Annotated in this window: 26 protein-coding genes; 5 read left to right on the plus strand and 21 right to left on the minus strand. The window is 52.7% G+C overall.

Annotation, left to right across the window (positions count from 1 at the left end):
- Positions 1–258: 258 nt before the first annotated feature.
- The 14 genes from era to KXG62_RS04410 form a co-directional block, all read right to left on the minus strand.
- Positions 259–1,176, minus strand: coding sequence for a GTPase Era (gene era / locus KXG62_RS04345; protein WP_218090730.1), 918 nt, complete (start codon positions 1,174–1,176; stop codon positions 259–261).
- 5 nt (positions 1,177–1,181) lie between these two features.
- Entirely contained in the window at positions 1,182–1,592 is a 411-nt protein-coding gene (locus KXG62_RS04350; protein ID WP_218090682.1) for a cytidine deaminase, read from the minus strand.
- Positions 1,593–1,617: 25 nt separating this feature from the next.
- On the minus strand, positions 1,618–2,325 hold the full coding sequence (locus KXG62_RS04355) for a diacylglycerol kinase (RefSeq protein WP_218090683.1): 708 nt from the start codon (positions 2,323–2,325) through the stop codon (positions 1,618–1,620).
- Complete coding sequence (ybeY, locus tag KXG62_RS04360) at positions 2,322–2,843, minus strand: rRNA maturation RNase YbeY (protein WP_218090684.1); 522 nt, start codon at positions 2,841–2,843, stop codon at positions 2,322–2,324. Before ybeY ends, KXG62_RS04355 begins: the two co-directional genes overlap by 4 nt.
- Positions 2,840–5,083, minus strand: coding sequence for an HD family phosphohydrolase (locus KXG62_RS04365; protein ID WP_218090685.1), 2,244 nt, complete (start codon positions 5,081–5,083; stop codon positions 2,840–2,842). The genes ybeY and KXG62_RS04365 overlap by 4 nt, the downstream gene beginning before the upstream one ends.
- 96 nt (positions 5,084–5,179) lie before the next feature.
- Positions 5,180–6,148: a PhoH family protein gene (locus KXG62_RS04370; protein ID WP_218090731.1), complete on the minus strand. Its 969-nt coding sequence runs from the start codon at positions 6,146–6,148 to the stop codon at positions 5,180–5,182.
- A 72-nt stretch (positions 6,149–6,220) separates the two neighbouring features.
- The gene (gene yqfD, locus KXG62_RS04375; RefSeq protein WP_218090686.1) at positions 6,221–7,402 is read right to left on the minus strand and encodes a sporulation protein YqfD; all 1,182 of its coding nucleotides are present in this window, start codon (positions 7,400–7,402) and stop codon (positions 6,221–6,223) included.
- Positions 7,403–7,421: 19 nt separating this feature from the next.
- The gene (gene yqfC / locus KXG62_RS04380; RefSeq protein ID WP_218090687.1) at positions 7,422–7,700 is read right to left on the minus strand and encodes a sporulation protein YqfC; all 279 of its coding nucleotides are present in this window, start codon (positions 7,698–7,700) and stop codon (positions 7,422–7,424) included.
- A gap of 192 nt (positions 7,701–7,892) precedes the next feature.
- The gene (locus KXG62_RS04385) at positions 7,893–8,375 is read right to left on the minus strand and encodes a hypothetical protein (RefSeq protein ID WP_218090688.1); all 483 of its coding nucleotides are present in this window, start codon (positions 8,373–8,375) and stop codon (positions 7,893–7,895) included.
- Between the two features lie 33 nt (positions 8,376–8,408).
- Positions 8,409–9,398: a flotillin-like protein FloA gene (gene floA, locus KXG62_RS04390; RefSeq protein ID WP_218090689.1), complete on the minus strand. Its 990-nt coding sequence runs from the start codon at positions 9,396–9,398 to the stop codon at positions 8,409–8,411.
- Positions 9,399–9,443: 45 nt separating this feature from the next.
- Positions 9,444–10,841, minus strand: a complete 1,398-nt coding sequence (locus KXG62_RS04395) for an NfeD family protein (protein ID WP_218090732.1) — start codon at positions 10,839–10,841, stop codon at positions 9,444–9,446.
- Positions 10,842–10,979: 138 nt separating this feature from the next.
- A complete protein-coding gene (locus KXG62_RS04400; protein WP_218090690.1) occupies positions 10,980–11,423 on the minus strand; it encodes a GatB/YqeY domain-containing protein in 444 nt (147 codons plus the stop codon).
- Positions 11,424–11,435: 12 nt separating this feature from the next.
- Complete coding sequence (gene rpsU, locus KXG62_RS04405; RefSeq protein WP_010491812.1) at positions 11,436–11,609, minus strand: 30S ribosomal protein S21; 174 nt, start codon at positions 11,607–11,609, stop codon at positions 11,436–11,438.
- Positions 11,610–11,739: 130 nt separating this feature from the next.
- The gene (locus KXG62_RS04410; RefSeq protein WP_218090691.1) at positions 11,740–12,084 is read right to left on the minus strand and encodes a histidine triad nucleotide-binding protein; all 345 of its coding nucleotides are present in this window, start codon (positions 12,082–12,084) and stop codon (positions 11,740–11,742) included.
- A 176-nt stretch (positions 12,085–12,260) separates the two neighbouring features.
- Between KXG62_RS04410 and KXG62_RS04415 the strand changes: the two genes are divergently transcribed.
- Positions 12,261–14,180 (plus strand): FAD-dependent oxidoreductase, encoded by a 1,920-nt coding sequence (locus tag KXG62_RS04415; RefSeq protein WP_218090692.1) that lies wholly within the window; start codon positions 12,261–12,263, stop codon positions 14,178–14,180.
- 162 nt (positions 14,181–14,342) lie between these two features.
- On the opposite strand, the gene KXG62_RS04420 is transcribed toward KXG62_RS04415, so the two are convergent.
- The 3 genes from KXG62_RS04420 to KXG62_RS04430 all read right to left on the minus strand — a co-directional run bounded on the left by KXG62_RS04420 (position 14,343) and on the right by KXG62_RS04430 (position 17,838).
- Positions 14,343–16,523 carry a stalk domain-containing protein gene (locus KXG62_RS04420; protein WP_246627284.1) on the minus strand — a complete coding sequence of 727 codons (2,181 nt, stop codon included), beginning with the start codon at positions 16,521–16,523 and terminating at the stop codon, positions 14,343–14,345.
- A gap of 118 nt (positions 16,524–16,641) precedes the next feature.
- Positions 16,642–17,277 (minus strand): pyridoxamine 5'-phosphate oxidase family protein, encoded by a 636-nt coding sequence (locus tag KXG62_RS04425; RefSeq protein ID WP_218090693.1) that lies wholly within the window; start codon positions 17,275–17,277, stop codon positions 16,642–16,644.
- Positions 17,278–17,358: 81 nt separating this feature from the next.
- On the minus strand, positions 17,359–17,838 hold the full coding sequence (locus tag KXG62_RS04430; RefSeq protein ID WP_218090694.1) for an NUDIX hydrolase: 480 nt from the start codon (positions 17,836–17,838) through the stop codon (positions 17,359–17,361).
- Between the two features lie 143 nt (positions 17,839–17,981).
- Here KXG62_RS04430 and KXG62_RS04435 point away from each other — a divergent pair, with 143 nt between their 5' ends.
- The gene (locus KXG62_RS04435; RefSeq protein WP_281426634.1) at positions 17,982–18,458 is read left to right on the plus strand and encodes an N-acetyltransferase; all 477 of its coding nucleotides are present in this window, start codon (positions 17,982–17,984) and stop codon (positions 18,456–18,458) included.
- Between the two features lies 1 nt (position 18,459).
- Here the strand turns inward: KXG62_RS04435 and KXG62_RS04440 are convergent, their stop codons facing one another.
- The 4 genes from KXG62_RS04440 to KXG62_RS04455 form a co-directional block, all read right to left on the minus strand.
- A complete protein-coding gene (locus KXG62_RS04440; protein ID WP_218090696.1) occupies positions 18,460–18,888 on the minus strand; it encodes an NUDIX domain-containing protein in 429 nt (142 codons plus the stop codon).
- 109 nt (positions 18,889–18,997) lie between these two features.
- Positions 18,998–19,474 carry a VanZ family protein gene (locus KXG62_RS04445; protein ID WP_218090697.1) on the minus strand — a complete coding sequence of 159 codons (477 nt, stop codon included), beginning with the start codon at positions 19,472–19,474 and terminating at the stop codon, positions 18,998–19,000.
- A gap of 359 nt (positions 19,475–19,833) precedes the next feature.
- Positions 19,834–20,220 carry a DUF6933 domain-containing protein gene (locus KXG62_RS04450; RefSeq protein WP_425517330.1) on the minus strand — a complete coding sequence of 129 codons (387 nt, stop codon included), beginning with the start codon at positions 20,218–20,220 and terminating at the stop codon, positions 19,834–19,836.
- 181 nt (positions 20,221–20,401) lie between these two features.
- A complete protein-coding gene (locus tag KXG62_RS04455) occupies positions 20,402–21,289 on the minus strand; it encodes an AraC family transcriptional regulator (RefSeq protein ID WP_218090698.1) in 888 nt (295 codons plus the stop codon).
- 232 nt (positions 21,290–21,521) lie between these two features.
- Here KXG62_RS04455 and KXG62_RS04460 point away from each other — a divergent pair, with 232 nt between their 5' ends.
- Genes KXG62_RS04460 through KXG62_RS04470 form a run of 3 tightly spaced genes read left to right on the plus strand, consistent with a single transcriptional unit; the run spans position 21,522 to position 26,275 of the window.
- The gene (locus KXG62_RS04460) at positions 21,522–22,889 is read left to right on the plus strand and encodes a sulfatase-like hydrolase/transferase (protein ID WP_218090699.1); all 1,368 of its coding nucleotides are present in this window, start codon (positions 21,522–21,524) and stop codon (positions 22,887–22,889) included.
- Positions 22,890–22,938: 49 nt separating this feature from the next.
- Positions 22,939–24,948, plus strand: a complete 2,010-nt coding sequence (locus KXG62_RS04465) for a glycosyl hydrolase 115 family protein (RefSeq protein ID WP_218090700.1) — start codon at positions 22,939–22,941, stop codon at positions 24,946–24,948.
- Positions 24,949–24,967: 19 nt separating this feature from the next.
- Complete coding sequence (locus KXG62_RS04470; protein ID WP_218090701.1) at positions 24,968–26,275, plus strand: ABC transporter substrate-binding protein; 1,308 nt, start codon at positions 24,968–24,970, stop codon at positions 26,273–26,275.
- The last annotated feature ends 286 nt before the right edge of the window (positions 26,276–26,561 follow it).

A 26,561-nucleotide genomic window follows, 5' to 3' on the forward strand; every position in this document is an offset into this window, starting at 1 on the left:
ACGGCTATGTCCCGTTCGCCCGGCACAGCGGCCGACGACGAATCGACGGCTGCCGCTTCGACAGGTGCAACCTTGCTAGCATGACTACAATACCTGCTGCAAGCTTAGGATGATACGATTCGATTAGAAGTATGCTGCGTAAAAACTGGCATGTATGGAGTGATTAAACGCAAAGTCCGGATTTGAATCAGCGAATGCACTTTTTGCTTGCATGATGCGAGCACATTCGGACGAGCCTGCTAATCACAGAAGCCCAGCTTAATCGTGACGAAAGCCGAGATCGCGCAATACCCGATCTTGATTGCGCCAGTCTTTCTTCACTTTCACCCACAGCTCGAGGAACGTTTTCGAGCCGAGCAGCGCTTCGATATCAGCCCGCGCCTTCTGGCCGACTTCTTTGAGCAGCGCCCCTTTTTTGCCGATGATGATACCCTTTTGCGAGTCCCGCTCGACGTAAATGACGGCAGAGATGTGAACGACACCGTTGTCCTCCACCTTCATATCTTCAATCGATACGGCGATGGAATGCGGAATTTCCTCGCGGGTCAAATGCAAAATTTTCTCGCGGATCAGCTCGGCGCAGACAAACTGCTCCGGGTGGTCGGTCACCTGATCGGCAGGATAATACTGCGGGCCTTCCTGCAAGTACTTCATCACTTGCTCCAGCAGCGTATTGACATTGCTGCCGTGCATCGCCGAGATCGGCACGATTTCCGCAAACGGGTACAAATCCTTGTATGTCGTAATGATCGACAGCAGCGCTTCCGGATGCACCTGATCGATCTTGTTCATAACGAGGACCACAGGCGTGTTGACCTTCTTCAAGTTTTCGATAATATAACGGTCCCCGCCGCCGAGCCCTTCGACGACGTCGATCAGCAGCAGAATCGCATCCACTTCGCTCAGCGCGTTTTGCGCCGTCTTCATCATATAATCGCCGAGCTTCGATTGCGGCTTGTGGATGCCGGGCGTATCCAGGAATACGATCTGCCCTTCCTCCGTCGTATAGACGCCATGAATTTTGTTTCTTGTTGTTTGCGGCTTATCGGACATGATAGCGATTTTTTGTCCTATAATTTGGTTCATCAAGGTTGATTTGCCCACGTTCGGACGGCCAATAATGGCGACGAACCCCGATTTGAATTTTTTTCCATCCGCTTGCGTTTTCGATGACATCAAGTCTAGTTTCCTCCGTTTAAATCATGTGATGTGAATGCGCCAGGCAGCAGTGCGCCAACGTTCGTGACAGCAACTTCCCCGCGCAAATTGGATAAGTAAACCGGCATTTCCGGGGTGCACAGCTCGATCAGCACCTGCCGGCATACGCCGCACGGCGAAATCGGCTGATCGGTGTCGCCGACGACCGCGATCGCCTGGAATGACCTCGCCGGCTCTCCGTCCGCAATCGCCCGGAACAGCGCGGTACGCTCGGCGCAATTCGTCGGACCGTAGGCGGCGTTCTCCACGTTGCAGCCCAAGTGGACATGGCCCCCGCCGTCGAGGAGCGCGGCGCCCACCTTGAAGTTGGAATAAGGCGTATATGCTTTATCGCGCGCTTCCAGTGCCTTGGCAATCAGTTCTTCTTTGGTCATCGGGAACCATCGCCCCTTTCCCCGGCTATACATAGATATGGTACAAATAATACGCGAGCGCCGTAATAAAACTGCCGAGCAAAGCGCCCAGCCAAAGCGAACCGAACGTTCGCGTCCTTCTGTCGTACAGTACGATCAGCAGCATGCATGCCAGAAAAAATCCGAGCATGGACGGCAGCGTCTGCTGCGTCTGGCATGTCAGCAAAGTGGCGACGGCAAAAGCGACCGCAGTGAGCAGGCTCGGCTTGATCCAATTGCCTTTGCTTGCAAAGCGCGTTTCCACCACGATGACCGTCAGGATGATCAGCGAAAGCAGCACCCATACGGTACCTGCGCTGAACGACTGTCCTTGGCTGCTGCGAGCGAGGCGGAACAAGTTGTCGACCGGCTCGTAGAACACGATCATGCCCGTAACAGCGGCAAAAGCTGCAGACACCAGAACGGAGGCTGCAGCGGTATCTTTGGCGATCTTGGCGAGCGGGTGAATGTCCGGCATCGCCAGATCGACCGCTTTTTCAACGGCTGTATTGATCAGCTCCGTAACAATCATGAGCGTAACGGCAAGCAAAATGAACAATACATCGAACTTCGATAAGTTAAAAAAGAAAGCCATTGCCAAAACGACCAGCGCCGCAAAAAAGTGAAACTTCATATTCCGCTGGGTCGCCAGAGCATATTTGACTCCTTCATACGCGTAACGGAAGCTGCGCTGCCATTTGGTCGGCTGAATCAACGGGTAAGACCCGCTTTCTGAAGAATTTGTTCCTGCTTGCCGAACATCGCTTTCTCTTCTTCCTCGGTCTGATGATCGTAACCGATCAAGTGAAGGAAGCCGTGGACGAACAGGAACCCGAGCTCGCGGTCGACGGAATGCCCGTATTCTTCCGCTTGCGCGATGGCCCGCGGGACCGAAATGACGATATCTCCGAGCGGCTCTTCGAAACCGTCCTCCTCTTCGCCATCCGCGTCGTCCGAATCTTCGAAATCGTCTTCGCCGTAAATGATCTCAAGCTCCTCGTCGCCTATTTCCTGCATGGCGAACGACAGTACGTCCGTCGGTTTGTCCAACCCCCGGTACTGCTTGTTCAGCTCCCGGATCGCCTCATCATCGACGAACGTCAGCGCCACTTCCCCGTCGCTGACATTCTCCTGCTCGCCGCAAAGCCGCAGCAGCTGCTCCAACCGATCGATCAATTCGGGAGAAATATCAAACTGTTCTTGTTCCGTATTCCATGAAAGCTGCAAACTCATGGCTGCACCTCTTTCGTTTGTTCTGGCTTGTGCGATATCGTATCGGCCGGATATTCGATTCGCGAATGGAATATGCCGAGCAGCGTCTCATTGAGCGCTTTGGCGATCCGGTCCAGCTCTTTGATCGTCAAGTCGCATTCGTTGAACTGCCCGTCGTCCAGCCGTCCCTTGATGATTTTGCGCACCATGGAATCGATTTGCTCCACGGTCGGGTTGCGCAGCGACCTGACCGCCGCTTCCACGCAATCGGCAATGCCGACGATCGCCGCTTCTTTCGTCTGAGCGTTCGGCCCCGGGTACCGGTATTCGCTCTCCTCCGGCGGCTTCTCGCCCTTCTCCTCGGCCTGCTTCTTCGCTTTGTGGTAAAAATATTGCAGCAGCGTCGTGCCGTGATGCTGCTCCGCAATGTCGCGAATCGGCTTCGGAATGTTGTATTCCTTCAGCATTTCCACCCCGTCGCGGGCGTGGGCGATAATGATCGATTTGCTGAGCGCCGGATCGATTTTGTCATGCGGGTTTTCCATATTCGATTGATTTTCGATAAAATAACTCGGCCGCTTCGTCTTCCCGATATCATGGTAGTACGCGCCGACCCGGCACAACAGTCCGTCCGCGCCGATCGCTTCCGCCGCGGTGTCCGCGAGATTGCCGACCATCACGCTGTGATGGTATGTGCCCGGCGTTTCCGTGAGCAGCTTCCGAAGCAGCGGATGGTTCATGTTGGACAGCTCGACTAGCTTGAGCGGCGACAAGATGCCGAAGGCGACTTCAAGGAACGGCAGCAGGCCGATGACGAAGACCGCGGTCAGCAATCCGCCGCCAAGCGCGAACGAAGCGGCGAAGAGCGCCTCCTTGTTCGTCCCGTGGTCTTCAAACAGCAGCAGCGAAGCGACCAGTACGACGCCGAAGATCGAACCCATCAGTCCCGCCTTCAAGATCGAGGCACGCTGACTGGCACGCTGGATCGAGAACGTTGCCGCAAACGAGCTGGTCAGCGTCAGCAGACCGTACTTGTAATCGAACGTCTGCACATGGTCGGCATTGAACACGATGCTGGCCATGACGGCGAAAACGACAGCGGCCACGAAGGCAAGCTGCGCATCGAGCAATATGGCCAGCAGCATCGCGCCCATCGCCGTCGGCGCCAGAAAGGCGATGTAAGGATAATCCAAGTTCTGCAGCATGGAAAATACTTTCATGCCGGCAATCGTCATAATAACAATAAGAACGAACATCAGCAGCGGAATGTTATAATAGCTGATCGAAAGCGCGCTTTGCCGGATATACATATAAAGCACAAGGCACAGCAGTAAAGTAAACAATAAAAGCCCCAGATGCGGCCAATAACTCGTATCGTCTCTCAGCAGATCCAGACTGCTCAAATGATCGTATATCTCTTTGGTAATTTCTTCGCCTTTGGCGACCAGCACGTCGTTCTTGTTGATCAGCACCGGCTTCACGCTGTCCCGCGCATGTCCCTTCGCCTCGTCGGTTCCCTTCTGGTCGAAAAACTTGTTGGGCGTCAGCGCCGCGCGGACGAGCTCCTGCACGAGCTCTCTCGTGATGCTCTTGCTGAGCGTCGATGCGTTGACCAGCTCGGGCACTTTGACGCGCACGGTTTGCGCATCGAGAATCTGATCGTTCATCAGCTTCAGTACGATTTCTTTGGCTACCGGCTCCATCGCCGCCAAGTCGTCCTTGGTCAACCGCGGAATTTTGTAGAACGATTCCTCGGGAATGCGGTACTGCTGCTCGCGAAAATTTTTGCGCATTTCGACGAGCAGCAGCTCGCTTGTTTGTCCGCTGTCGGCGTACGTTTTGAGTACCCGGTCCAAATGATCCTCGATTAGCGTCGGGATCACCGTTTTGTAAATATTGACTTTATCGGCCAGCGATACGTCCTGATCGCTGTTGATTTGCAGCAGCTTCTCGAAAATCGTCTCGACGGCAATTTCATTTTTAAGCGAAACGATTTTGTACACAGATTGAACCCGCCCGGCGGCTTCTTCCTTTGCCTTTTCCGTAGCGACTTCATTCGGGATTGATCGAGGCGCCAAAATATCCTTTTCGGCAATGGAGCCTAGCTGAATGTCATAGGTTTGGGGAACAACCCGGTGATAGAGGGCAAAGTAAATCACGACCGCCAGTACAAAAAATAGAAGAAAGCGCACAAGGGCGCTATATCTCCAACCGGCCAGCCGGTATTGAAATTTGCCTTGAATCGAACCCTTGGGTTTCATCGGAAAGGTTCACCCTTTCTCTGGTTCTCAGGAAGTATGTGCCACGGCGATGCCGGATTTCCGATCATACGACGCATGCGGGCGCCGCAGGGGCGATCATCCCTGGCTATCCTTCTCCTCGTTGTAGGCCATAATGATTTTTTGCACGAGCGAGTGCCGGACGACATCCGCTTCCGCAAACATAATGAAACCGATCTCTTCGATCTGGCTCAATATGCGCCGTGCTTCGACAAGCCCGGAAGACTTCCCGCGCGGCAGGTCGATCTGCGTCACGTCGCCGGTAATGACCATCTTGGAACCGAAGCCAAGGCGCGTTAAAAACATCTTCATCTGCTCGGGCGTCGTATTTTGCGCTTCGTCCAGTATGATAAAGGAATCGTCAAGCGTACGGCCGCGCATATAAGCGAGCGGCGCGATCTCGATCAGCCCGCGCTCCAGCGATTTGAGCACCTGCTCCGGTCCGAGCACGTCGTTAAGTGCATCATACAATGGCCGCAAATAAGGGTCAACCTTTTCCTGTAAATCGCCCGGCAGAAATCCGAGGCTTTCGCCCGCTTCGACCGCCGGCCGCGTCAGCACGATCCGCTTGACCTTGCCTTCCTTGAGCGCGGTGACGGCGAGAACGACGGCAATGTACGTTTTGCCCGTACCGGCCGGTCCGATGCCGAAGACAATGTCCTTCTTCTTGATCTCGCTCACGTACTGCTTCTGTCCGATCGTCTTAATGCGAATCGGCTTCCCCTTGTGCGTAACGGCGATCTCGCCTTTAAACAAGTCAAGGAGCTGATCCGCCATCATCTGCCTGGACAAGTCCAGCGCATACAGCACATCGCGCTCCGTTAGCACATACTGATTGCGGATCAGCTGAAGCAGGACGGAAAACAACTGCTCCAGACGCGCCGCATCCTGCGCCGACCCTTGAATGACGATTTCTTCTTCGCGCGTGAAGATGGTCGCGTCCGTCTCCTGCTCGATCAAGCGAAGGAACTTGTCCTGCGGGCCGAATAAAGCTAATCCTTCATTGGTGTTTTTTAATGCTACCTTGGCAGTTGTCGCTTGTTCAATCAACAGGCTGTCTCTCCTCCGGCGTTTTGGGCGAAGCGCGGGTCCCTGCCCAAAATCATGCGTGATAAAGTTTTATGGTACGATCGGCTGTTCGACCGCAATCTGTTCCTCGACTTCCAAAAGCACTTCCATATAAACTTTACCATTCTCCGCCTTCTCATGCAAAATTTTTTGGGAAACGACGCGCGAATCTTTGCCGGCTGCTGTCAAAATTTCAGAGGCGGCCTGTTCCATTCCGATGGCCGACGCTTCCTTCGGATCGACCGGCTGGTCGACGATGCTCACTTCCATCACCTTTTCGTTAATCCAGCCGAAAGGCAGCACGAAGTTCCGCCATTGCAGCGTCTTGCGCTCCGGTATCGTCTCGTAATGCTCGTATGTAATGCCGCCGTATCCCGTAAGCTGAACCGCCCGGGTACCGAACACCAAGTAAAACCGTTTGCGCGACTCGCCGGTATACGTTTTATATTGAAGCGACAACGGCACCTCGACCGTCGGCTTGTACCATACAAGACCTTTCACGCGCCCCGAAGCGACGACCGTCTGCTTATTCACCTCATCACCCAAAATGCCGGAGATCAAGATGTCGCCCTTACGCACGTAAGCATTCGTCTTGACCAGCGGGCGGCCTTTTTCCGCGAAAATCTCGGTGACCAAGGCGCTTTTGGACGCGACCAGGTGACGCGGATTCATCAGCGGCGGCTTATCGGGCACCGTCGCCTCGACGACTTTGATGATTACGTTCGTGCCGCGTACCTGTACGCCGACCCAGGCAGTTGTCGGCAGGCGGCTCTGCAGCTGCCTGGACAGCTCGTCCGGATCTTTCAGACGAAACTTCCACTGCAGCTTGTATACCCCCTCCTGCTTCGCCGCCTGCAAGATTTGTTCGGTCGCGAGCAGCTCGTTCCCTTCGACCCGCACCTGCCAGACGACGGAGGACAACAAATACATGCCGACGATGAAACCGACGATGCCGACGGCAAAAAATTTGCGCTTGCCCATTTGACCAAGCCAGAACGGAAGTCCGTGGCGGGCTTTGATCCGCGTTCGGGAGCCTGTCTGCTTCAAGAGCGGACGAAGCGCGAAAAAATCGCGAATCGAAATGCACAGCTCCGCCTTCTGCTCGCCGCTGTACCGAATGTCCCATACGGACATTCGTTTCTCCGTCATCAGATTGAGCAGCGTTTCCAGCCGAGCTCCTTTCACTTCAATAGCTACAAAGCCGCGCAAGCGATCCAGGTAGGATGATTTCACGGATAATTCCCCTTTCCGGCTACGGGATATATTTGATATCTTGGATGACGCCCTCGATGAATACTTCCTCAGTCATGATGGCGCGGATCACAAGCTCCTGTCCGTATACTTCCAATTTTCCTTTGCTCAGGGCCAGCTTCAGCGCCTCGCTCGAAAAATGCAGCACTCCCCGATGGTTCTCGATATATAGCTGCCGATTGCCGATCATCGTTACACGCGGCAAGTCCATCACGACATCTTGAGGCAGGTCAAGCAGTTTGGCGGTGAACTGGTTGAATCGACGGGTCAGGCTGCGCATACTTAACCTCCTTCGGTAAATGGCTGCGCCTCAGGCTTGAATAAGCGGAACACAGGCTATTTACACCTTATGCCGGACGTATGGAAAATATGATGAAAGCGCCGCGCTCCGCTGCGCAATTAGCGCAGAAGACAAAAAAATACCTTTTCCAGACGGAATCCGTCCGGAAAAGGTATTGTATATATCCCGCTATTACTTGTAGCGGTATGGCCGTTTCGCGCGCGGCGGGCCCAAAATCTCGGCCCACACGACGCCGCGCAGCGCATCCTGCGGAGAAACGGCAAGCGGCGTGGGCGTCGCTTCTCCTCGCGCGGCGGCAGGCTCCTGCTGGGGCAGCAGCCGTGCCTGGCGCGCATCGATGCGGGCGTAAGCGGGTGCCGCGGCCGGTTTCGCCGTCGCAGCAGGCTGCGGCTTGACGGCAGGAGCCGCCTTCGCCGGGGCGGGCGCCGCTTGCGTCATAGACGGCGAGCGATCGCCGCCCTGCTGCGGCTGTCCGGGCCAACCCGAAGGACCGCCGCCTCCGCCGAAGGGAGGCATGCCTCCCTTACTCGGGACGCGGCCGGGACGCTGCGGGCTGGCTCCGCTGCCCTTGGCACGCTTCAGGACCGTAGTCGCCACCACGTATAAAATGACCACGATAAACCAGTTGTTCAAAATGAATTCGATGATGTTCACCCGTTAACCACCGCCTTTCCGCGGACCGGCTCGTTAAGCATTGTCGCCGTCTTTACCCGGTCCGTTCATTTTGCCCAAAGACGAACGCATCTGCGTATCGGCGTCGATATTTTTCAAGTTCATGTAATCCATCACACCCATTTTGCCTGCGCGCAGCGCTTCGGCCATCGCTTGCGGAACTTCCGATTCGGCTTCGACGACCTTCGCCTTCATCTCCACGACGCGCGCGAGCATCTCTTGCTCCTGCGCAACGGCCATTGCCCGGCGCTCTTCCGCTTTCGCCTGCGCAATTCGTTTGTCCGCTTCCGCCTGCTCCGTTTGCAGATGGGCGCCGATGTTTTTGCCTACGTCCACGTCCGCGATGTCGATGGACAAAATTTCAAATGCGGTGCCGGCGTCAAGTCCCTTGCCCAGAACGGTGCGCGAGATCATATCCGGATTTTCCAATACGTCCTTATGCGAGCCGCTCGAACCGACCGTCGTGACAATCCCTTCGCCAACCCGCGCGATGATCGTCTCTTCCCCAGCGCCGCCAACGAGGCGTTCAATGTTGGCGCGAACCGTCACTCTCGCGATAACTTTCACTTCGATGCCGTCTTTCGCAACCGCCGATACCGTCGGCGTCTCGATTACTCTCGGATTAACACTCATTTGTACGGCTTGCAGTACGTCGCGTCCAGCCAAGTCAATCGCCGCCGCGCGCTCGAACTCCAAGTGGATATTTGCACGATGCGCCGCGATCAGCGCATTGACGACGCGGTCCACGTTACCGCCGGCCAGAAAATGGCTTTCGAGCTGATTGATCGTCAGCTCCAGACCCGCCTTCGTCGCCTTGATCATCGGATTGACGATCCGGCTTGGAATGACGCGGCGGAGGCGCATCGCGACCAGCGTAATAATACGAACGCGCACGCCCGAAGCCAGCGCGGAAACCCACAGCATGACCGGCACGAAGCTAAAAAATACCGACAAGGCGATAATGACGATCGCCGCCAGCAAAAAAATATAAACCATCGAATCCATATACACACTTCCTCTCAACGTTATAAAGTAAATTGTACCGCGAAGTTAGTTCCGATGCTTCTCCTTCACGACGACGCGGCTGCCTTCCGATTGAATAACGATGACCTGGCGTCCTGCGGGGATGAAATCGCCCGACGTCACGACGTCGATGCGCTCCTCACCGAACAACGCGGTGCCCGACGGACGCAGCGGCGTCAGCGCCTGACCCGTCGCACCGATCAGATCGGTTCTCGACTTCGCCGACGTATACCCTTGGTCGGAAGTCAACTGTTCGCTAAGAATAAACCGATTCCAGACGCCGCGATGCTTGAAGTACTTGATGACGATCGCGACCACGACGATGGCCAGGACGAAAGCGATTCCCAGATTGAGCATCGCTTTCTGGGTGTTGTAGGCAGCCATCACGACGCCGCTGATTAAGCTGATCGCACCCAAGATTCCGAGAATTCCGAAGCTTGACACGAATACCTCGATCATCAGCAGGACAATCCCCAGCGCGAACAACACCAGATCCTCAATGCCCGCAAACCCGGCAATATAGTGACCGAAGAAATAAAACCCGAAGCCAAGTAACCCCAGGATACCCGGGACGCCGAAGCCCGGAACGAAGATTTCGATCGCAACGCCCGCAATCCCGATGAACAGGAGCAGCATCGAAACCCAAGGCTGGGTAATGAATCTTGCGAATCGTTCCGCTGCGCTCAACTCGATGTTCACGACCGGATGGTCTTCCGCCTTGATGAAGCGAATGACATCCTGAACGCTGCTCGCCAGCGTCTCGGCATAGCCGACCTTGACCGCTTCCTCGGCGGTCAGGGACAGGATCTGTCCTTTCTCCACCGTCCGGCCGATCTCCGGCATCGTTACGCCGACGTTCTTGTCTGCCATCGCTTCGGCGATCCGGGCATTTCGGCCGCGAAGCTCAGCTGCCGATTTCATCTGGCTCGACCAATGTGAGATGACCTTGACATTGTCGACTTCTTTGCCCGAAGCGTCCACTACCGCTGCGGCGCCGATCGAGCTCCCCGGCTCCATCGCGATCTTGCCGGCGTTCATGGCGATGTAGCTGCCGGCTGATACCGCTTTCCCGTGAACATATGCAATCGTCGGGATCGGGCTCTCCCGGATCATTTCGCCGATTTGTTCGGCGGAATCGATCCTGCCGCCAAGCGTGTTGATGTCGAGAACGATATACATCGCCCGCATCTCCTGCGTTTCCCGGAACGCCCGTTTGAGAAATTGCTCCAAACCCGTCTCAATCGTCTGATGGACCGGAATGACGACAACAGGTGCCGCTGCAGGCGGCGCTCCCGGTTCGGCTTCCGCCTTCCGCTCCAAGCCGGGAAATAACGAAAGGACCAGCAGCAGCACCATCGCCGCCAGCAGCCATCTCACCGAAGCCGCTTGCAAGGCCAGAAACTGCCGGCCGGATCGAAAACGCATCCGCATATCGATACCCTCCTTCTGTACCATGTATTATGGCCTTATAACGGTAATACGCAATTGCCTGGCGTTCGATTCATTCCTGTGTGTAAAAAAGAAAAACACTCCGGTAGAAGGAGTGTTTTCCGTTGTTTGTTGTTAAGGCAATAGCTGCTGTACGAACTGGTTGACGATCTTGCCGTCAGCCCGTCCTTTGACTTTAGGCATCAATGCGCCCATGACTTTCCCCATGTCCGCTTTGGAAGAAGCTCCCACTTCCTGGATGGTCTGCTGTACAATGGCTTTTACTTCTTCTTCCGAAAACTGTTGCGGCATGTATTCCATCAGGATCGCAAGTTCCGCCCTCAATCCTTCGGCCAAGTCTTCGCGACCGGCCTTTTCAAATTCTTGGAGGGAATCTTTACGCTGTTTGATCTCGCGATTCAGAACGTCAAGCACTTCTTGGTCATCTAAGGTTTTTCGCTGATCTATCTCGATATTCTTGATAGCGGCGCGAACCATACGGATTACGGAGAGTTTAAACTTGTCTTGGCTCTTCATCGCGAGCTTCATATCATCGTTTAATTTCTCGCTTAAGCTCATCGATTAAGCCTCCTAGAACTTTCTCTTACGAGCAGCCTCTGACTTCTTCTTGCGCTTTACGCTAGGCTTCTCATAATGCTTGCGTTTCTTAACCTCCGCCAAAACGCCATCCTTAGCGATAGAGCGCTTAAAGCGGCGAAGTGCAGCATCTATAGTTTCGTTCTTGCGAACTCGAGTTTCTGACACCAGTTTTCCCTCCCTCCGAACAGACCGTCCAAGACGAAAAAAAAGACATTCATCAAACTTCATTATAGGCTATAAGGAAACAGGGTGTCAACCTAAACGCGAAAAGATTTGCAGTCATCGACGCGAAAGGCTATTTTGCGTTCAGCGCACCCAGCTTTTCGCCGCCAAGCAGATGATAATGCAGATGGAATACGATTTGTCCGCTATCCCTGCCGCAGTTATTCACGAGCCGGTAGCCGGATTCCGCGACGTCCAGCTCGCGGGCCATTTGCAGCGCAGCCCGGTGAATTTCCGCGATTAACGGCAAATCCTCCTCCGCCACGTCGTTCATCGCCGCGATATGTTTTTTCGGGATGATGAGCACATGTACCGGCGCGGCCGGCTGAATATCGTGAAAAGCGACCACGTGCTCGTTTTCGAACACTTTTTTGGAAGGGATCGTTCCTTCAACGATTTTGCAAAAAATGCAATCCATGCTTGTCCACCTCGCTCTCCGCTGGATAATGATTCCTATATCATACCGAATTGGCGCATAAAAATCCAATCCCCTTTTTTCACACCACGTCAAGCTCCGCGAATTTATATAGACTCCCAGTCTAATATTGCATATAATGATATTAAATCATTGAAACGGCAAGGCAGGGGGATGCTATGAGTAAGTTCATGCGCGCCGCAACCCGCAAAAAAAAGGAATATATGATGGAGGTTGCGCTCAAGCTTTTTATCGAGAAAGGCTATGAGCAGGTTTCCGTCGACGACATCATCGCGGCTACCGGTACCTCGAAAGGCACGTTCTATCATTACTTTCAAGGAAAAGACGAAATATTGCGCGAAATTCCGCTGAAGCAAACCGCATTGATTCAGGCCTGGGCCAGCCGCACGCCGTCTCAGGTGCCTTCGCTTGAAAGCCATGTCAACCGACTGATGCTTGACCTGACGGATCTGGCGGACCGTTCCCCTCGCCTGATGCGAAGCTACCTTGCCTTGTCGCTGCAAAACGAAAGCCTGAAATCGGCAACGGATGAGCTGAACCGGACGCTGTTCGAAAGCTTGCTGCGCTGGCTGCCGGACCCGGACAAAGCCAGACTGCTTGTCGCGACGTATACGGGCACGTTGTTTCTATGGTGCATGAAGGATGAACACGATTTGAATGATCTGATGCGCAGGCAGCTTGCTTGGGCATGGTCTGGTCTTCGTGCGAGCCACAATGCAAAGCCGGTTCTTGCCGAGCCGGAGAAGAAAGGGGACCAGATGATGAAAGTAGCCATTATCGGCGGCGGTTTGGCGGGTTTGTCCGCAGCCGCTTATTTGTCGGAGAACGGAAATGTAGAGGGCACGCTGTTCGAGCGCAGCCCGCAGCTGGGCGGACGCGCGTTTACTTATGAAAAAGCCGGCTTCACACTCAATTACGGCGCTCATGCCATTTATGGGATCGACCGCCATACCATTTCGTCCATGGAGCGCGAGCTCGGCTTGTCGTTCAGCTCGAAGCAAGTCGACAAACGCAAGGTAATGTACGCCAAAAACGAGCAGCTCACGCCGGCGCCGCTCGATTTTGTCAATTTGATGCGGACCGAGCTGCTCAATCCGATGCAAAAAATGCGGTTCGTCGGAGAAATTACAGCCATTATCGCGAACATTCATAATGTCCGGAACTATGAGACGCTCGGGGATTATTTGGCCCAGTCCGACGCCGACGAAGACGTGAAAGAGCTGTGGGAGCATCTGGTATGCTCGAACTTCTTCATTACCCCGGAGGAAGCGCGGAAAGTCCCGGGACCGGTCATTAGCGAATATTACCATAATTTATTTTTGTCGGGTAAACCGGTGAACTACATTCTCGGCAGCTGGGCAGTCATTACGAATCAGCTTCGCCAGAAGATCGAAATTTCCGGCCGCTGGGACATTGCCCTTCAGGAAGGCGTCGAGAGCATCCGTTATGCCGACCGCAAGTATTATTTGAAGTCCAAAACTAGGGAGCTCGCCTTCGATCGCGTGATCTTCGCGATGCCGGTGCAGCAGGTATGCAAGCTGCTTAAGGGCACGCCGTGGGAGCCGTTCCTCGCTCCTTACGAAGAAAATACCGCGACGGAAGTCATGGTATACGATATCGGCTTGAAGCATGTCGTCGCACGGCCGTTCAGCTATATCAGCGACATGGACAACAAGCTGTTCATCAGCGATGTATCGGCCACCGATCACACCCTCGTGCCGGAAGGCGGGCAACTGCTGCAGGGCATCGCCTATTTGAGCGACCGGTTTGCCGACGAAGCGGAGCGCAAAGCGTATCTGGACGACAAGACGAAGCAGATGGAAGCTCTGTTCGACCAGTATTATCCGGGCTGGCGCGAGGCGACGGAAGTGAAGCGCGTATCGAAAAAAGCGATGGTCGCCAGCGTCAAAAACATCAAAGGCAACGAGCTGCTGCCGACCCGCATCGTCAACGTGCCGTTTTATTTTTGCGGCGACGGCTGCGAAGGCAAAGGAGAGCTTGCCGAACGGGCATTCTCCAGCGCTCGCCAAGCCGCAAAAGCGATTCTGGAGGAAATCAAGACGCCGGTTCGCGTGTAAATATCGATGAAATTGAAAGGCTCAGCCCTTGGCTGCCGCGAATGCGGCAAATCAAGAGGCTGAGCCTTTTTGGGCGCTGATGCAGCCTTTCGTTATGCTGCTCCAACACACTGGAATACAGCGCGGTTGTTTGGAATGCACTGTGTGCGGTTACGGTTACGGTTACGCGAAGGCTCCCCACCATTTGGCGACTTTGGTGAGCTGGAGCTTCACCCAAGCAACCAACCGAGAGCCCATCTGAGGCTCGCTGCCCTCCCCTATCGCTGTGACCGCGCCTGTCGACCATACCGCCGGCTCGCTCAACTGCGCGACCGCCTTGCCGTCGGTGCGGATTTGCACGGTGCGCGTCTCTCCGTCCCAGCCGACCGCGCCGCCGAACGCTTCCGCCGCGAATCTCGCGGGCACCATCGTCGACCCGCCGATCAGCTGCGCCGGCACCTCCAGCGGTACAGGGACGTTATTGCGCAGCGCCGTATTGCTGCCGATCTGCACCGCGACGGTCGTATTGCCCTTCTGCGCCGTAGCCGTACGCGTCGCCGCATCCCATTTCACCGTGGCGCCCACCGCTTCGAAAATCGCGCGGATCGGCGTGAGCGTATTGCCTTCACGCAAGACCGGCGGCTGTTCGAAGGCAAGCTCCTTGCCGTTCAGCATGACGGCAATATGCGACTCGATCGGAAACGATTGGGCCGCGACTTTGCTTCCCTGCTTATTATAGACTGCCAGTTCAATTTCAGAATGATCCGGCACGTCTCCTGCCTTCAGGTCGATCCCGAACGGAGGACTTGACTGGGTATCGATCAGCTTGCCGTTCAAATAATACTCCAGTTTGCCGATATAAATATCCGGTATTTTTACAAACGGCGTAAGCTCCGTATTTCTTGTAAAGGCGTATTTTCCATCGGCCGGGACATTTCCGCGCGCATCGGCGGGCTTTGCCCCATTCTCCACCTTGTTCAAGTAAAAAGGCGAAGCGATCATTTGTTTGTATAGCTTGTAAATCGTCTCGTTGTCACGCAGCGAGTAGTTGTTTTTCGACTCCGTCATCGCCAGATTGACATTGAAATAGGTGATCGACTTCAATCGCGGGTATTTGGCCGGCATGATCTCGTACAAGCGCTGCATATTGAGCAATCCGTAGTCGCCAAACGATTCATCCGGCAGGTTCGCATAATGGGAAACGCCCGATTCGCTGAGCATGATCGGCTTGCGCTCGGCAAATTTGTCGTACAAATAATCGAGCCGTTCAATCGGGCTAGTCGCCTGCATATTGGCCTGCTGCGGGTCGCCGTTCTCATAAGGCTCCGTGTACAAGCTGACGCCTACCCAGTCGACGTAATCGTCCCCGGGATAATAAGCATCCATCTTGTAAATCGGCACATCCGCCGGGCTCCACACCATCGCCACGTTAGGCGCTTCCTGTGCCATGACATCATGAACCATACGGAACTTCTCGATGTACAGCTGCGGGTCGCCGTGCCATACCACCCAATCTCCGTTCATTTCGCTGGCATAGCGCAGAAAGATCGGTATTCCCGCTTCTTTCGCTCCCTTCGCCCAGCTGCGAACGACCGATTCTGTGACAGCTTCCAAGCCGTCCGACGGTTCCCATGCGATTTGCAGCGCCGATCCCGCCTGCTTCGCCCGCGTGGCATAGGCCTTCGGAAACGTGGCGTTCACCGGCGAATACGCAAGGTACAGCGCGTGCTTTTTGCCGTAAAACTGCTCCGACCGGTCAAAATAATTTTGCATTTTCGGATCGCGCTCGCTGTACAGCCCGATATACGTGCCATATTCCGGCTCGTACTTGGATAGCGGCCCGCTCGCCGGCGCGGATCGCTTCCGCAGCGCCTCCGTATCGTTGACTGTCATATACAGCTCGACGGTCGTCCGAATTTGCTCTGCGCGCTGGAGGTCTTCAGCGCCCCAGTCTTTCCCGAATTTGAGCCAATATTCGTTCTCCAGCTCGTAATAGCGGATCGCCTGCTCGTAATCCTTCGTATGGTCAAAATATTCGTTCAATCTGCCGCTGAATAGCGCCGCGCTCTCCCAGTCGCCCTTGGACGCGTAATGCTCGACAAGAAATTTCCAGTGCGGGACGGCCGCGCCCGGATCGCCTTTCGCTACAGCGGCATCCGCTGCCTGCCAGCGGTCCCAGATCGCGTCCGCATGCGCTGTGCCGTTCCACCAGGGCGTGACGGCAAGCGCAAGGCCTACGCACAAAATCGGCGCAAGCAGCTTGCGGGAACGTAAACGGCGGCGACCTTCGCTTGCTGCTGCAGACGGCTTCGCTTGTCCGTATTCGCGGCGAGGCTGTTGATACTGTTTGTCTCGGGGTGGCACCGAGGACTCCCCCTTCTGTTCTATGTAATCGTATTTCCATTATACAACAGCATACGCTGCAGCAGGCAGGTCGGTCGCAGGAATCATATGGAACCCGCGACGCAAAGCCCGCCTCCGCTCAATACAACCGCTTCTCATAGCTTTCCTTCAACGACTTCGCCACCGTTTCGGCCGTTACGCCCTGCATGCGGACGTGATCCGCGATGATCCGGGCAGCGCTCGGCAACTGCTTCTGCTCCGGCCACGTATCCGGCTCCCACAGCTTCGAACGTTTGAACGCTTTGGCGCAGTGCATATAACACTCTTCCACCTCCACCCCGATGCCGAGCAGCGGCGCTTTGCCGTGAGCTTTCATCTGTTCCAACAGCTGCTCATCGCGAGTAATGCAAGCTTTCCCATTGATGCGCAGCGTTTCTTCCAAGCCCGGGATCAAGAATAGGATGGCGATATGCGGATTGCTTAAAATGTTTCTTATCGAGTCCAGCCGCCGATTGCCCGGCCGTTCCGGCAGCACGAGATGGTTCTCGTCGATCACGTGCACAAACCCGGCGCCATCCCCGCGCGGTGACACATCGCACGCCCCCGATTGATCCGCCGTTCCGATCCATACCATCGGCGATTGCGCAATGAATGCCCGGCAATGCTCGTCGATCTGTCCTATCGTTTTGCTCGCGACCAGCTCGCTCGGATAGCCAAGCAGTTCCCGAAGCTGCTGTTCCGAAGTGATTCGCTGCTGGAATGGATTTGTTTTCATGCGGGGTCATCCTCTCTTCAGTTATGATTAATCTCTTCTCCTCAAGCTGCGTTTAGCACCCCAACGCGCTTGCACTTTCCCTTAAAGACGCTTGGTCGTCCATTCCAAATACGTTTTCGTCTCCAGGCTCCACGTCCCGGACAACAGCCATTCTTTCGCCGCCCCTACGAGCGGAGAAGCATTATTTTCGTTAATTTGAGATACGGACAGCCATTCCGCCCCCAATGAATCGTCGATGTTGGGGGAATGCCTTACATCCCCCGACACGTATTTCGTATCATACAGCACCGCGATATGGTGGCAATGCGTATGGTCAAACCCTTCCCTTGTCCAGGGCAGGACGAAATCACGGGTTCCGATCTGGCTCACGATCCGTACCTGGATGCCCGTTTCCTCGAGAAATTCTCTGGCTACTGTGTTCAAAATCGTTTCATTCGGTTCAATGCTGCCTCCCGGCAAATCGTATCTCCCGGTATAAGGGCCTCCGTTTTTGTGAATGACCAGCAGCTTTTGATCTTTGACGCATACGCCGTACATGCCCAAGTGGCGATGAAACTTCATTGTGCAACCCTCCAGTGCCGGAGCTTGATAAACGAACGTTCGCCCTCGCATGCATTCAGACGGAATACCGTAGACGCATGACAAGCGGTCGTAAAAAAATAAAAGCGGATATAAACCCAGGGATTGTATTTTTATTCAATTTTATGTATATTAATTCCAATCAATGCCGAAAAGAGAGGGGATTTCAGGATACGGCCATGATGTACGATCTCATTCGCTCCTACGCCGAAGAAGGGAAGCTGCTCCATCGCACCCTCAGCTCGATCTATGAACATTTGCCATGTTTTTTCGTTGCGGAGCAGAAGGGGCATGTGATCGGGACCGTAAGTCTTCATATTTTAGATAAAGATCTTGCCGAAGTGCGGTCGCTCACCGTTTCTTCGCAGCATTTCGGATTGGGGATCGGTAAATCCCTTGTCTGCGCAGTGATTAACGAGACGAAAGCGCTTGGCGTGCAAACGCTGTTGTCGTTAACGTACCAAGTCGATTTTTTCAAGAAATGCGGCTTTCAGCTCGTTGACAAAGAGAAACTTCCGATGCCGAAAATTTGGAAAGACTGCCTCCACTGCTCAAAGTTCTCGAGCTGCGACGAGCATGCGATGACGGTCCATGTCTTGTGAGCTATTGTATTTCCCCAAGATACGTTGGTCCCGCATGACCGCTGCGGTGCGATGCAATGATCGTTCGAAGCTCGCGCGGATACAGTGGAGCATCAAGAATTTCGTCCAGTTCCACCCACTCCGTCCCTAACTGGTTCGCGTCCATGCCTGTCGCCTGCACGGGCCGAACGGCTTCACCTCTAAACATAAACTCTACCCGATGGATGTCTTTATCGGCAAAGCATTCCCTGACATAGAGCAGCTCCTTGACCTCGATGAGCCATCCGGTTTCTTCGATGCATTCCCGAATCAGGCATGACTGCAGCTTTTCTCCCGCTTCCTGTCCACCTCCCGGCAGCAAGTAATATATCCCGCTGTCATCCTGCATTTTGGCAACAAGCAGTTTATCGTCCCGGATGATGATCGCCTTGGCCGAATTCCGTATCTTCAATGGCGGCTCCCCCTCTCTGATTATATTCTGCATCCATGTTTCCAATCCGGCCCGGCTGGAACGAAGGGTCCGTCTCTCCCCGCTTCTCGTTCCTATGTATACTTCAGCCTTACGCTGGTTTGCCGGGTCGGCGCATTCGGTTGGTTCGCCGTACATAAAGAACATCGTATAGAAAGTAACCTATCATTCCGCCTATGGTATTCAATATAACGTCATCTACATCACCTGTGCCCCTTCTTAGCAGCACCTGGCCTGTTTCCAAAACGATGATCGACCCTATAAAGCAAAGGCTGAACCAATAACGATTTCTCAGCTTGGTGAATAAATAAGGCAGCATGACGCCAAAAGGAACGAATACGCCGATATTTCCCGCTAAATTAATGATCGGAAAGACGGTATTCCCACGGCTCATCGTGCTCATAAAATGTATGATCGTTTTCATCGGCACGAGGTTGAACCGGATTTCCGCGAGGACCGTTCTGCCGAAGCCCCAAAGCATCCAATACAGCAAACAAGCGCTGTAACCGATAAAAATCAACCAGACTAGCCGCTTAACAGCTGAATGGTTCGGATCTTCGTGCTTCATCGAAGCGCCTCCCTTCGGTCTTGTGCAGCGCGCTGTCTGGCTTCACCCAATGAACGTCTCGCCGCTTTGCATCTTTCAGCGTATCGCAAAATCATTCTACTATAAATTTGGTCCCGCAGGCACGAAAAGCTCTGACGCTGTGCCGCCAGAGCAAATATGGATCCCCCTCACAACCGTTAGCTGTGAGACTCTTATGTTAGATACTTTAATTCAGCGATAGGACAGCATGGGAGCGGGTGCCCCTTAGGGATTATTCTTCACATTCGTTCTAACTTGCGGATTCTTGAACAATGCTTCCTTGAAGACATTGATCGGCTCCTTATAAGCGATTGGTTTGTAAATGATGGTATTCAGCCATTTCAACCGATCGATATCATCATCGTAATCATCCGAGGAGAAAGCATGATTTCTTTCATTGTTCCCAGCACGCTTCTATTGTTTGTTTTGGAAATCATCAGATCTGTTCCCGCAGTTACATAAGCATGGATTAAGCTCGAATTGACACCTTCGCTCTGGAGGTAGCTGATCAGCGTAGCTATAAACTTCTCCTTCAACGTTGTAAGCTGTGCGGATCTGACGCCATTCACCATAATGCACAGGCGAGTTAAATCATTAACAAATAAGATATGTTTTCGGTTGTTTAATCGATGTATATTCGCATGCCAGCTCCAGAACGGGTCAACTTCTTCATGTTCCGCCGGATTCACTTTCATGTCTTTTAATAGCGATTGAGTGCATCTTAACACGATCAAAGCGTCTCATCCTTCCTGAATCTTGCACAGGCTTCCAGGGAAAGTTCGTACAAGGCTAGCATCATTGTACCACATTCCGTAAATGGGCGCTGGCCGTAGGTAGACGCGGGCTGTGTTGTTGCAAAATAGCCCGATGACCTGATCGGTATGATGAAGTCCTCTCCGTTCTTGTCAATTAAGGAGTGGTCGCTTTGTTGGCGGCCCGATACTGCAGGGGAGTCATTCCGATTCTTCGCTTAAACACTTGGCAAAAGCGAGAGACATGGGGAATCCCGACATGCATAGCAATTTCCTGGATGGGGAGCTCGGTCGTGCAAATGAGCAGACATGCCTCTCTTAGTCTTCGGGACAATAAATATTCAGATATCGTACTTCCCGTCGTGTTGCGAAAGAGCCGGGAAATATGCTGCGGCGTCAAAAAAAGCGCGCTGGCCATTTGTCCCAAATCAAAAGGCTCCCGAAAATGAGTTTCGATCCATTGAAATGCTTTTTCCGCGTGACTCAAGGTTCGGGGCGCTTCCGATGTTGTATGCTTTACGGGCTTCCATGTGTTTTTAATCAGCTGCAAAAATTGTATCAGCAATAAAGAGAAACGTTCTTGTTGTTCCTCGGCAGGTAAATCGTGGTTGGGTTTGAACTCTTCAAATAAACGATCCAATGCGTCCCTTTGGTGACTATGGTCTATCACTTGCGTTGTAAGCTGTTCCTTCCACAGCATGACAAAAAATTTCTGAAGCACAGGGAAATGCTGAAATATCGGATAGAAGATTTCGGGCTCAAAGAGGATTTTGGAACGAATATAGTATCCGGTTTCAGATGAATGAATTTTGATGCGGTGCAATTGAAACGGCTGGAAAAACATGATAGTCCCCGGCTTGATCGGCATAATGTTGTGATCGATAATGACGATGCCTTCGCCCTGCTGCAAATAAACAAACTCCATGCCTTGGTGGGCGTGGTTCTTATCCCAAATCGCACCCTCACCGTAGGTCTTGTCATAAGAATGCAGCTTGTACGGCTTCCGATCGAGCCGAAAGTTCTGAAAGACCGGGCTTACTTTCATCAGTTCCACCTCCAGGCAACCGCAGTCGGACTTTGGAATGTGCCGGTATTTTAGTTATATCATAGTGTAACCGCTTTATAAAGTTAAGACAGCAACATTTTTTGCTAATCCGTGGATATCCGTTGCCCCGCTATTACGATATTGTTATTTTGTAAACGTCACTACGTTCATCTATATAAGTGGTTATAGCAAGATATCCTGGAGGACGATATCGAGCACAGGAGGTCATGCAATGAGTTCAAAAAGACCCAACATACTTTTTCTCATGAGCGATGAGCATCGGTACGATGTCATCGGATACGCAGGCAACGAAGTCGTCCGTACTCCCAATCTGGATCGATTGGCCGCCGGCGGTGCGATATTCACCTCTGCGTATACCCCCTCGCCGATCTGCATCCCTGCCCGGCAGTCGATGATGGCGGGACAACTTCCCCGAACATGTCAATGCGAACGGTTCGGCGACGATCTTACTCCCGGCTATATGACCTTTGCCCGTCAACTCGCGGAGTACGGCTACGAAGCTGTCGTCAGCGGCAAGCTGCACCACTTGGGTCCGGATCAAATGCAAGGCTGGACTACGCGAATCAGCGGCGATATGCATACTGATCCCCGTTATCTAAGCGAGAAGGCAAGGGAGGAGCGACGATCGTTCAGTTCCTTCAAATGGAATGATGCCAGAGAAATCATGCGAGCCGGCGTGGGCAGAGGCCCTTATATCGCTCAGGATGAATACGCGGTACAAGGTGCGGTCCAATTCATAGAAGATTATTTTACGAACCCCTACTACGATCGTGTGCAAACGCATCCGCTGCTACTGAAGGTAAGCTTGATGCAGCCCCATTATCCTTACTTAACAAGCGAGGACAAGTTCAAGTATTACTTGAATCGAGTTAAGCCTTATTTGCAGGAGCAAGTATTCAACCATCCCTTCCTCCGCCAACGTCAAGTCAAGCCGGGGGTAGATGTGACCGAACGCGATCTTCTTCGCGCTACAGCCGCATATTACGGCATGATTGAAACGATGGACGACATGTTGGGTCAGGTGATGGAGGCGCTTGTACAGGCGGGACAACATCTTGATGACTGGGTTATCGTCTATACGAGCGATCATGGAGAAATGCTGGGTCAGCATGGCATTTGGGAGAAGCAAAAATTTTTTGAGGCCAGCGTACGTGTCCCTTTGCTCATTCGGTACCCGGGGAAATTGACCGGAGGACGGTCGATTGGACATAATGTCAGTCTTTGCGATGTATTCGCAACATTATGCGATTTGACGGGGATCCCCATTCCTCCGGGGCTGGACAGCCGAAGCCTGGTGCCGCTGATGGAGGAGCCTGCCCCCAATTGGCTGAATGAAGCTGTTTCTCAATTTCGCGGGACAAACCTGATGATCAAGAAAGACCATCTAAAGTACCAGTATTACGGCGAAGAAATGCCTGAGGTCTTGTTCGATTTGCAGCGCAACCCGGAAGAAACCATCAATTTCATGGAGGATTTGAATTATCAAGAGCACGTGCGCGAATTTAGACAACGCAGGGCGGAGCTTGGTTTCGGCCCCGATGCGGTGCCTGACTATAAGAACGCAGGTTATTCCCTATAAAGTCATGAAAGCGATATTTTATCCCTTACGATCAAACCGGAGGTAATCAATGCCATTCTATTTGGAACCCGGAATTCCTATCCTGCTATCGAGGGATGAGCCGGAACCGGTTCAGCGAGCTGCTAGAGACCTGCAGAGAGATTTGCGGAAGGTTTTCGGAACAGAGTCCCCTATTGTTCATTCGACTGATGCCGGTCGGCGTGCAGCCATCGCAATCCTAAGCCCTCATTCCAAACTGACGATCGGAAAGGAGCGGTGGATACACGGGAGGGAAGCGCACCAAGTCATTGTAGCTCAATGTGACGGAACGACCTATCTCTTAGCCCAAGGCGCTGATATTCGAGGAGCCATCTATGCGATTTATTCATTGTCTGAGCACTTGCTCGGAATCCCTCCTTTATGGTTTTGGGCCTCATGGGAACCGACGCGGCAGCAAAACATAGAAGTTCCCGTTAACACGAATTTGCGGTTCCCTACTCCCTATGTGAAGTATCGCGCCTGGTTCCCGAACGATACTTCGCGCCTTTCACCCTGGAGTAAACGAAGCCCGGACAATGCGTCGGTATGGGCTGAAACCATGCTCCGTTTAAAACTGAATACGATTGTGCTGGATAATATTTTATCGGGTTCAACCCATCTCAGCTCTACTGCAAGTACGGCTCGTTCCTATGGTCTTATCGTTTCCTCCACCCATATATCGCCTTTTGGACAGCGGCTGCTGGAAAACTGGAACGATTATTGGTTACAAGTTAAAGGAACCCCTCCGCCGAAGCTAAGCCTTGCTTTAACGGACGAGCTGTTCGAGATGTGGGCTCACAATATGGAATGCATTCTGAAGGAAAATATTGAAATCGTGTGGACGCTCGCTTTCCGGGGAGCTCGGGATCATCCGTTCTGGGAAGTGTTTGACGACGCCCCGGCGACGGAGAAAGAACGTGCGGCCATCCTTGAAGCCATGCTGGAGGGGCAGTTGAAGCTGCTGAGGGAAAAAACAAGAACGAGATATGCCCCTGTTCGCACGACGCTCTATAACGAAGTTTCCGATTTTTTTGCCAAAGGCATGCTCAAGCTGCCCGATGATCCATCTCTAATCTATAACTTCGTTTCCGCGCGCCGCGATCATTTTCCACCCGACCGTATTCGAGACACCGATTTCGGCCATCAGCCTCTCGGATATTACATGAACTTTCAGTTTACTTCTACAGGTTCCCACTTTGCACAAGCGGAAGGCCCCTGGAAGACGGAGCACAGCTTTAAGATCATGAATGCGCTAAGCAAAGGCCCGTTGGAATTTATTGAGGTGAACATCGGGAATATTCGCGAACATGTGGTTGAAGGCGCTGCCGCCGCTCGAATGATGTGGTCGTGGGATGAATATCAGTCGGATTCATTTATGAATGAATTTTTCAAGCAATATTTTGGCGACAAAGCTTCCCCGCAGATTGCACAGCTTTACAAAGATTTCCTGATGTCCTACTGGCAGCAGCGCAAGCCTACGATTCCCGGATTTGCGCGGCAGTATCTTTTTCAGGATCTGCGCTATTTGCGAACCCTCTTGCTCATACTCCAAAATAAGCCCGGGTTGGAAACAGGCATGACGCATGATGAATTTCTGCGAATATCCCCAGAGGATAACGGCGCCAATGATGTTTTCGAGGCAATCCGCATAGGCTACAGTCAATCCATAGAGAAGCTCTGTGTGATCGAGGAAAAAGCGAACCTGATCATGCATGATCTTCCCGAGCAAGGGAAACGGTTTTATCAGGATATCATCCAATCGCCCGTCCAATACATGCTGCTCCTCAACAACTCTCTTCACGCAGTGGTTACGGCGCACCAAGTCAAACCATCCGATCCAACTAAAGCCTACTTACTGCTGTTGGAAGGTCAGCACCATTTTACGAGCTCACAAACAGTGCTGAGCCGTCAGGACCATGGCATGTTTAGTTCTTGGATGAAAGGAATGAATCCGGAATCTTATCATTACAGGACAATAATGGAAATACGTAGAGCTTTCCAAACTAACCTGACTGAACTTGCACCGAAATGCCATACATAAAATTAAAAGGGGGATCTATATGAAAGCAAAATGGAGCGGTTTATTGTCGATGGCCTTGCTTGCCGGCTCACTTACAGGTTGCAGCGGGGGAAAAGAAATGGGGCAAAAGACAGGAGATGCCCAGAAACCAACGAACTCAGAGCCGGCGGAGCTCGTATTCTACTCTAGAAATAAGATGCCGGAAGACGATTTCAACAGAACTTACGGGGACCCTCTACGGAAAAAATTTCCTCATTATACCATAAAGTATATTATAAACGACGGCAAGGGCACGGAACTGCAGGAACTCATTACTGCCGGGCAGCCGATCGACATTTATTTCGAATCGATTGGACAGTTTATGGGTGGTATCGTCAAATATGATATGTCGATGGATATGACCGACCTTATGAAGAAACACAATGTGGATTTGAACCGATTCGAGCCTTCAACCATTGATAGTATGAAGCAGATGTTTGACGGGAAAATCATAGGCCTTCCTGCCAGCAATACTACGCTGGTGCTATTCTATAACAAAGAAATATTCGATAAATTTGGCGTTCCCTATCCCAAGGATGGAATGACGTGGGATGAAACGCTGCAGCTTTCCAGAAATCTAACAAGAGTTGAGGACGGCAAATCTTATGTAGGTTTCAGCCTATCGCTTCTTCATATGGCTAGATTGAACAACTACTCGCTTCCTTTCGTGGATCCGAAAACCAATAGAGCCGCCGTCAATAGCGATAGCTGGAAGGCATTATTTCAACAAGCCTTTGTCGATACCGCAGCAAATTCCGTCTTCCGCCAAAGACTGGAGCAGGAAAAAGATAAGCTGCTGCATCTCGACGCTTTTGTTAAAAAGCAAGATGTCGCCATGTTCCTCTATTTGGCCAACTTCCATCAGGTGAGTCCGGTACCGCAGTGGGACATGGTATCGGCGCCAACATTGAAAAATGCGCCTGGAATTGGAGCGCAATCGTATCCTACTTACCTGAGTATTACCTCAACGAGTAAATTCAAAGAGCAATCCATGGAGGTCATCAAATACTTAACCTCCGACGAATATCAACTGGGAAGAGCAAAAGAAGGTTCCATATCGTCCCTCAAAAGCGATGCGGTTCGCAAAGCGTTAAGCGAAAGCGAAGTGCTTAAGGGGAAAAACGTTAACGCTTTATTTGTGAATAAGCTGGCTCCGATCGCCCCAAAGACGGACTTCGATGCCCAAGCGGATACGATTACGCGTAGAGACCCGGTCAATATCGGTCTGGAGAAAATCGATGTGAACAGTGCCTTGAGAAAAGCGGAGGAAGAGATTAACAAATATATTGATGAGAATATGAAGAAGTAGTGCGAAGGATCGTGTTATACTTGCTAGAGTGAAGGGCTGAAACTTTCAGCCCCTCCTCATCAAACCGTACGTGAGGTTTTCCCTCATACGGCTTTCCGATGTTCGTCTTTCATGTGCATGCAGATTACAAGAGCGTCTTTAATCCATGCAGCTTTATCCGTTGCCTTACTTCTTGCAGAGATCCCATCCATCTCGCTCGTTGTCGTTTCTTCGCATACCATCTTGTGATACGCTGAATAATGTACCAATCCAACTTAGCCAACTTTCCTTGGCTGTAGGCAGTGTA

Origin of the sequence: Paenibacillus solanacearum (assembly GCF_910593845.1) — a bacterium.
In the GTDB taxonomy this organism is placed as follows: Bacteria; Bacillota; Bacilli; order Paenibacillales; family NBRC-103111; genus Paenibacillus_G; species Paenibacillus_G solanacearum.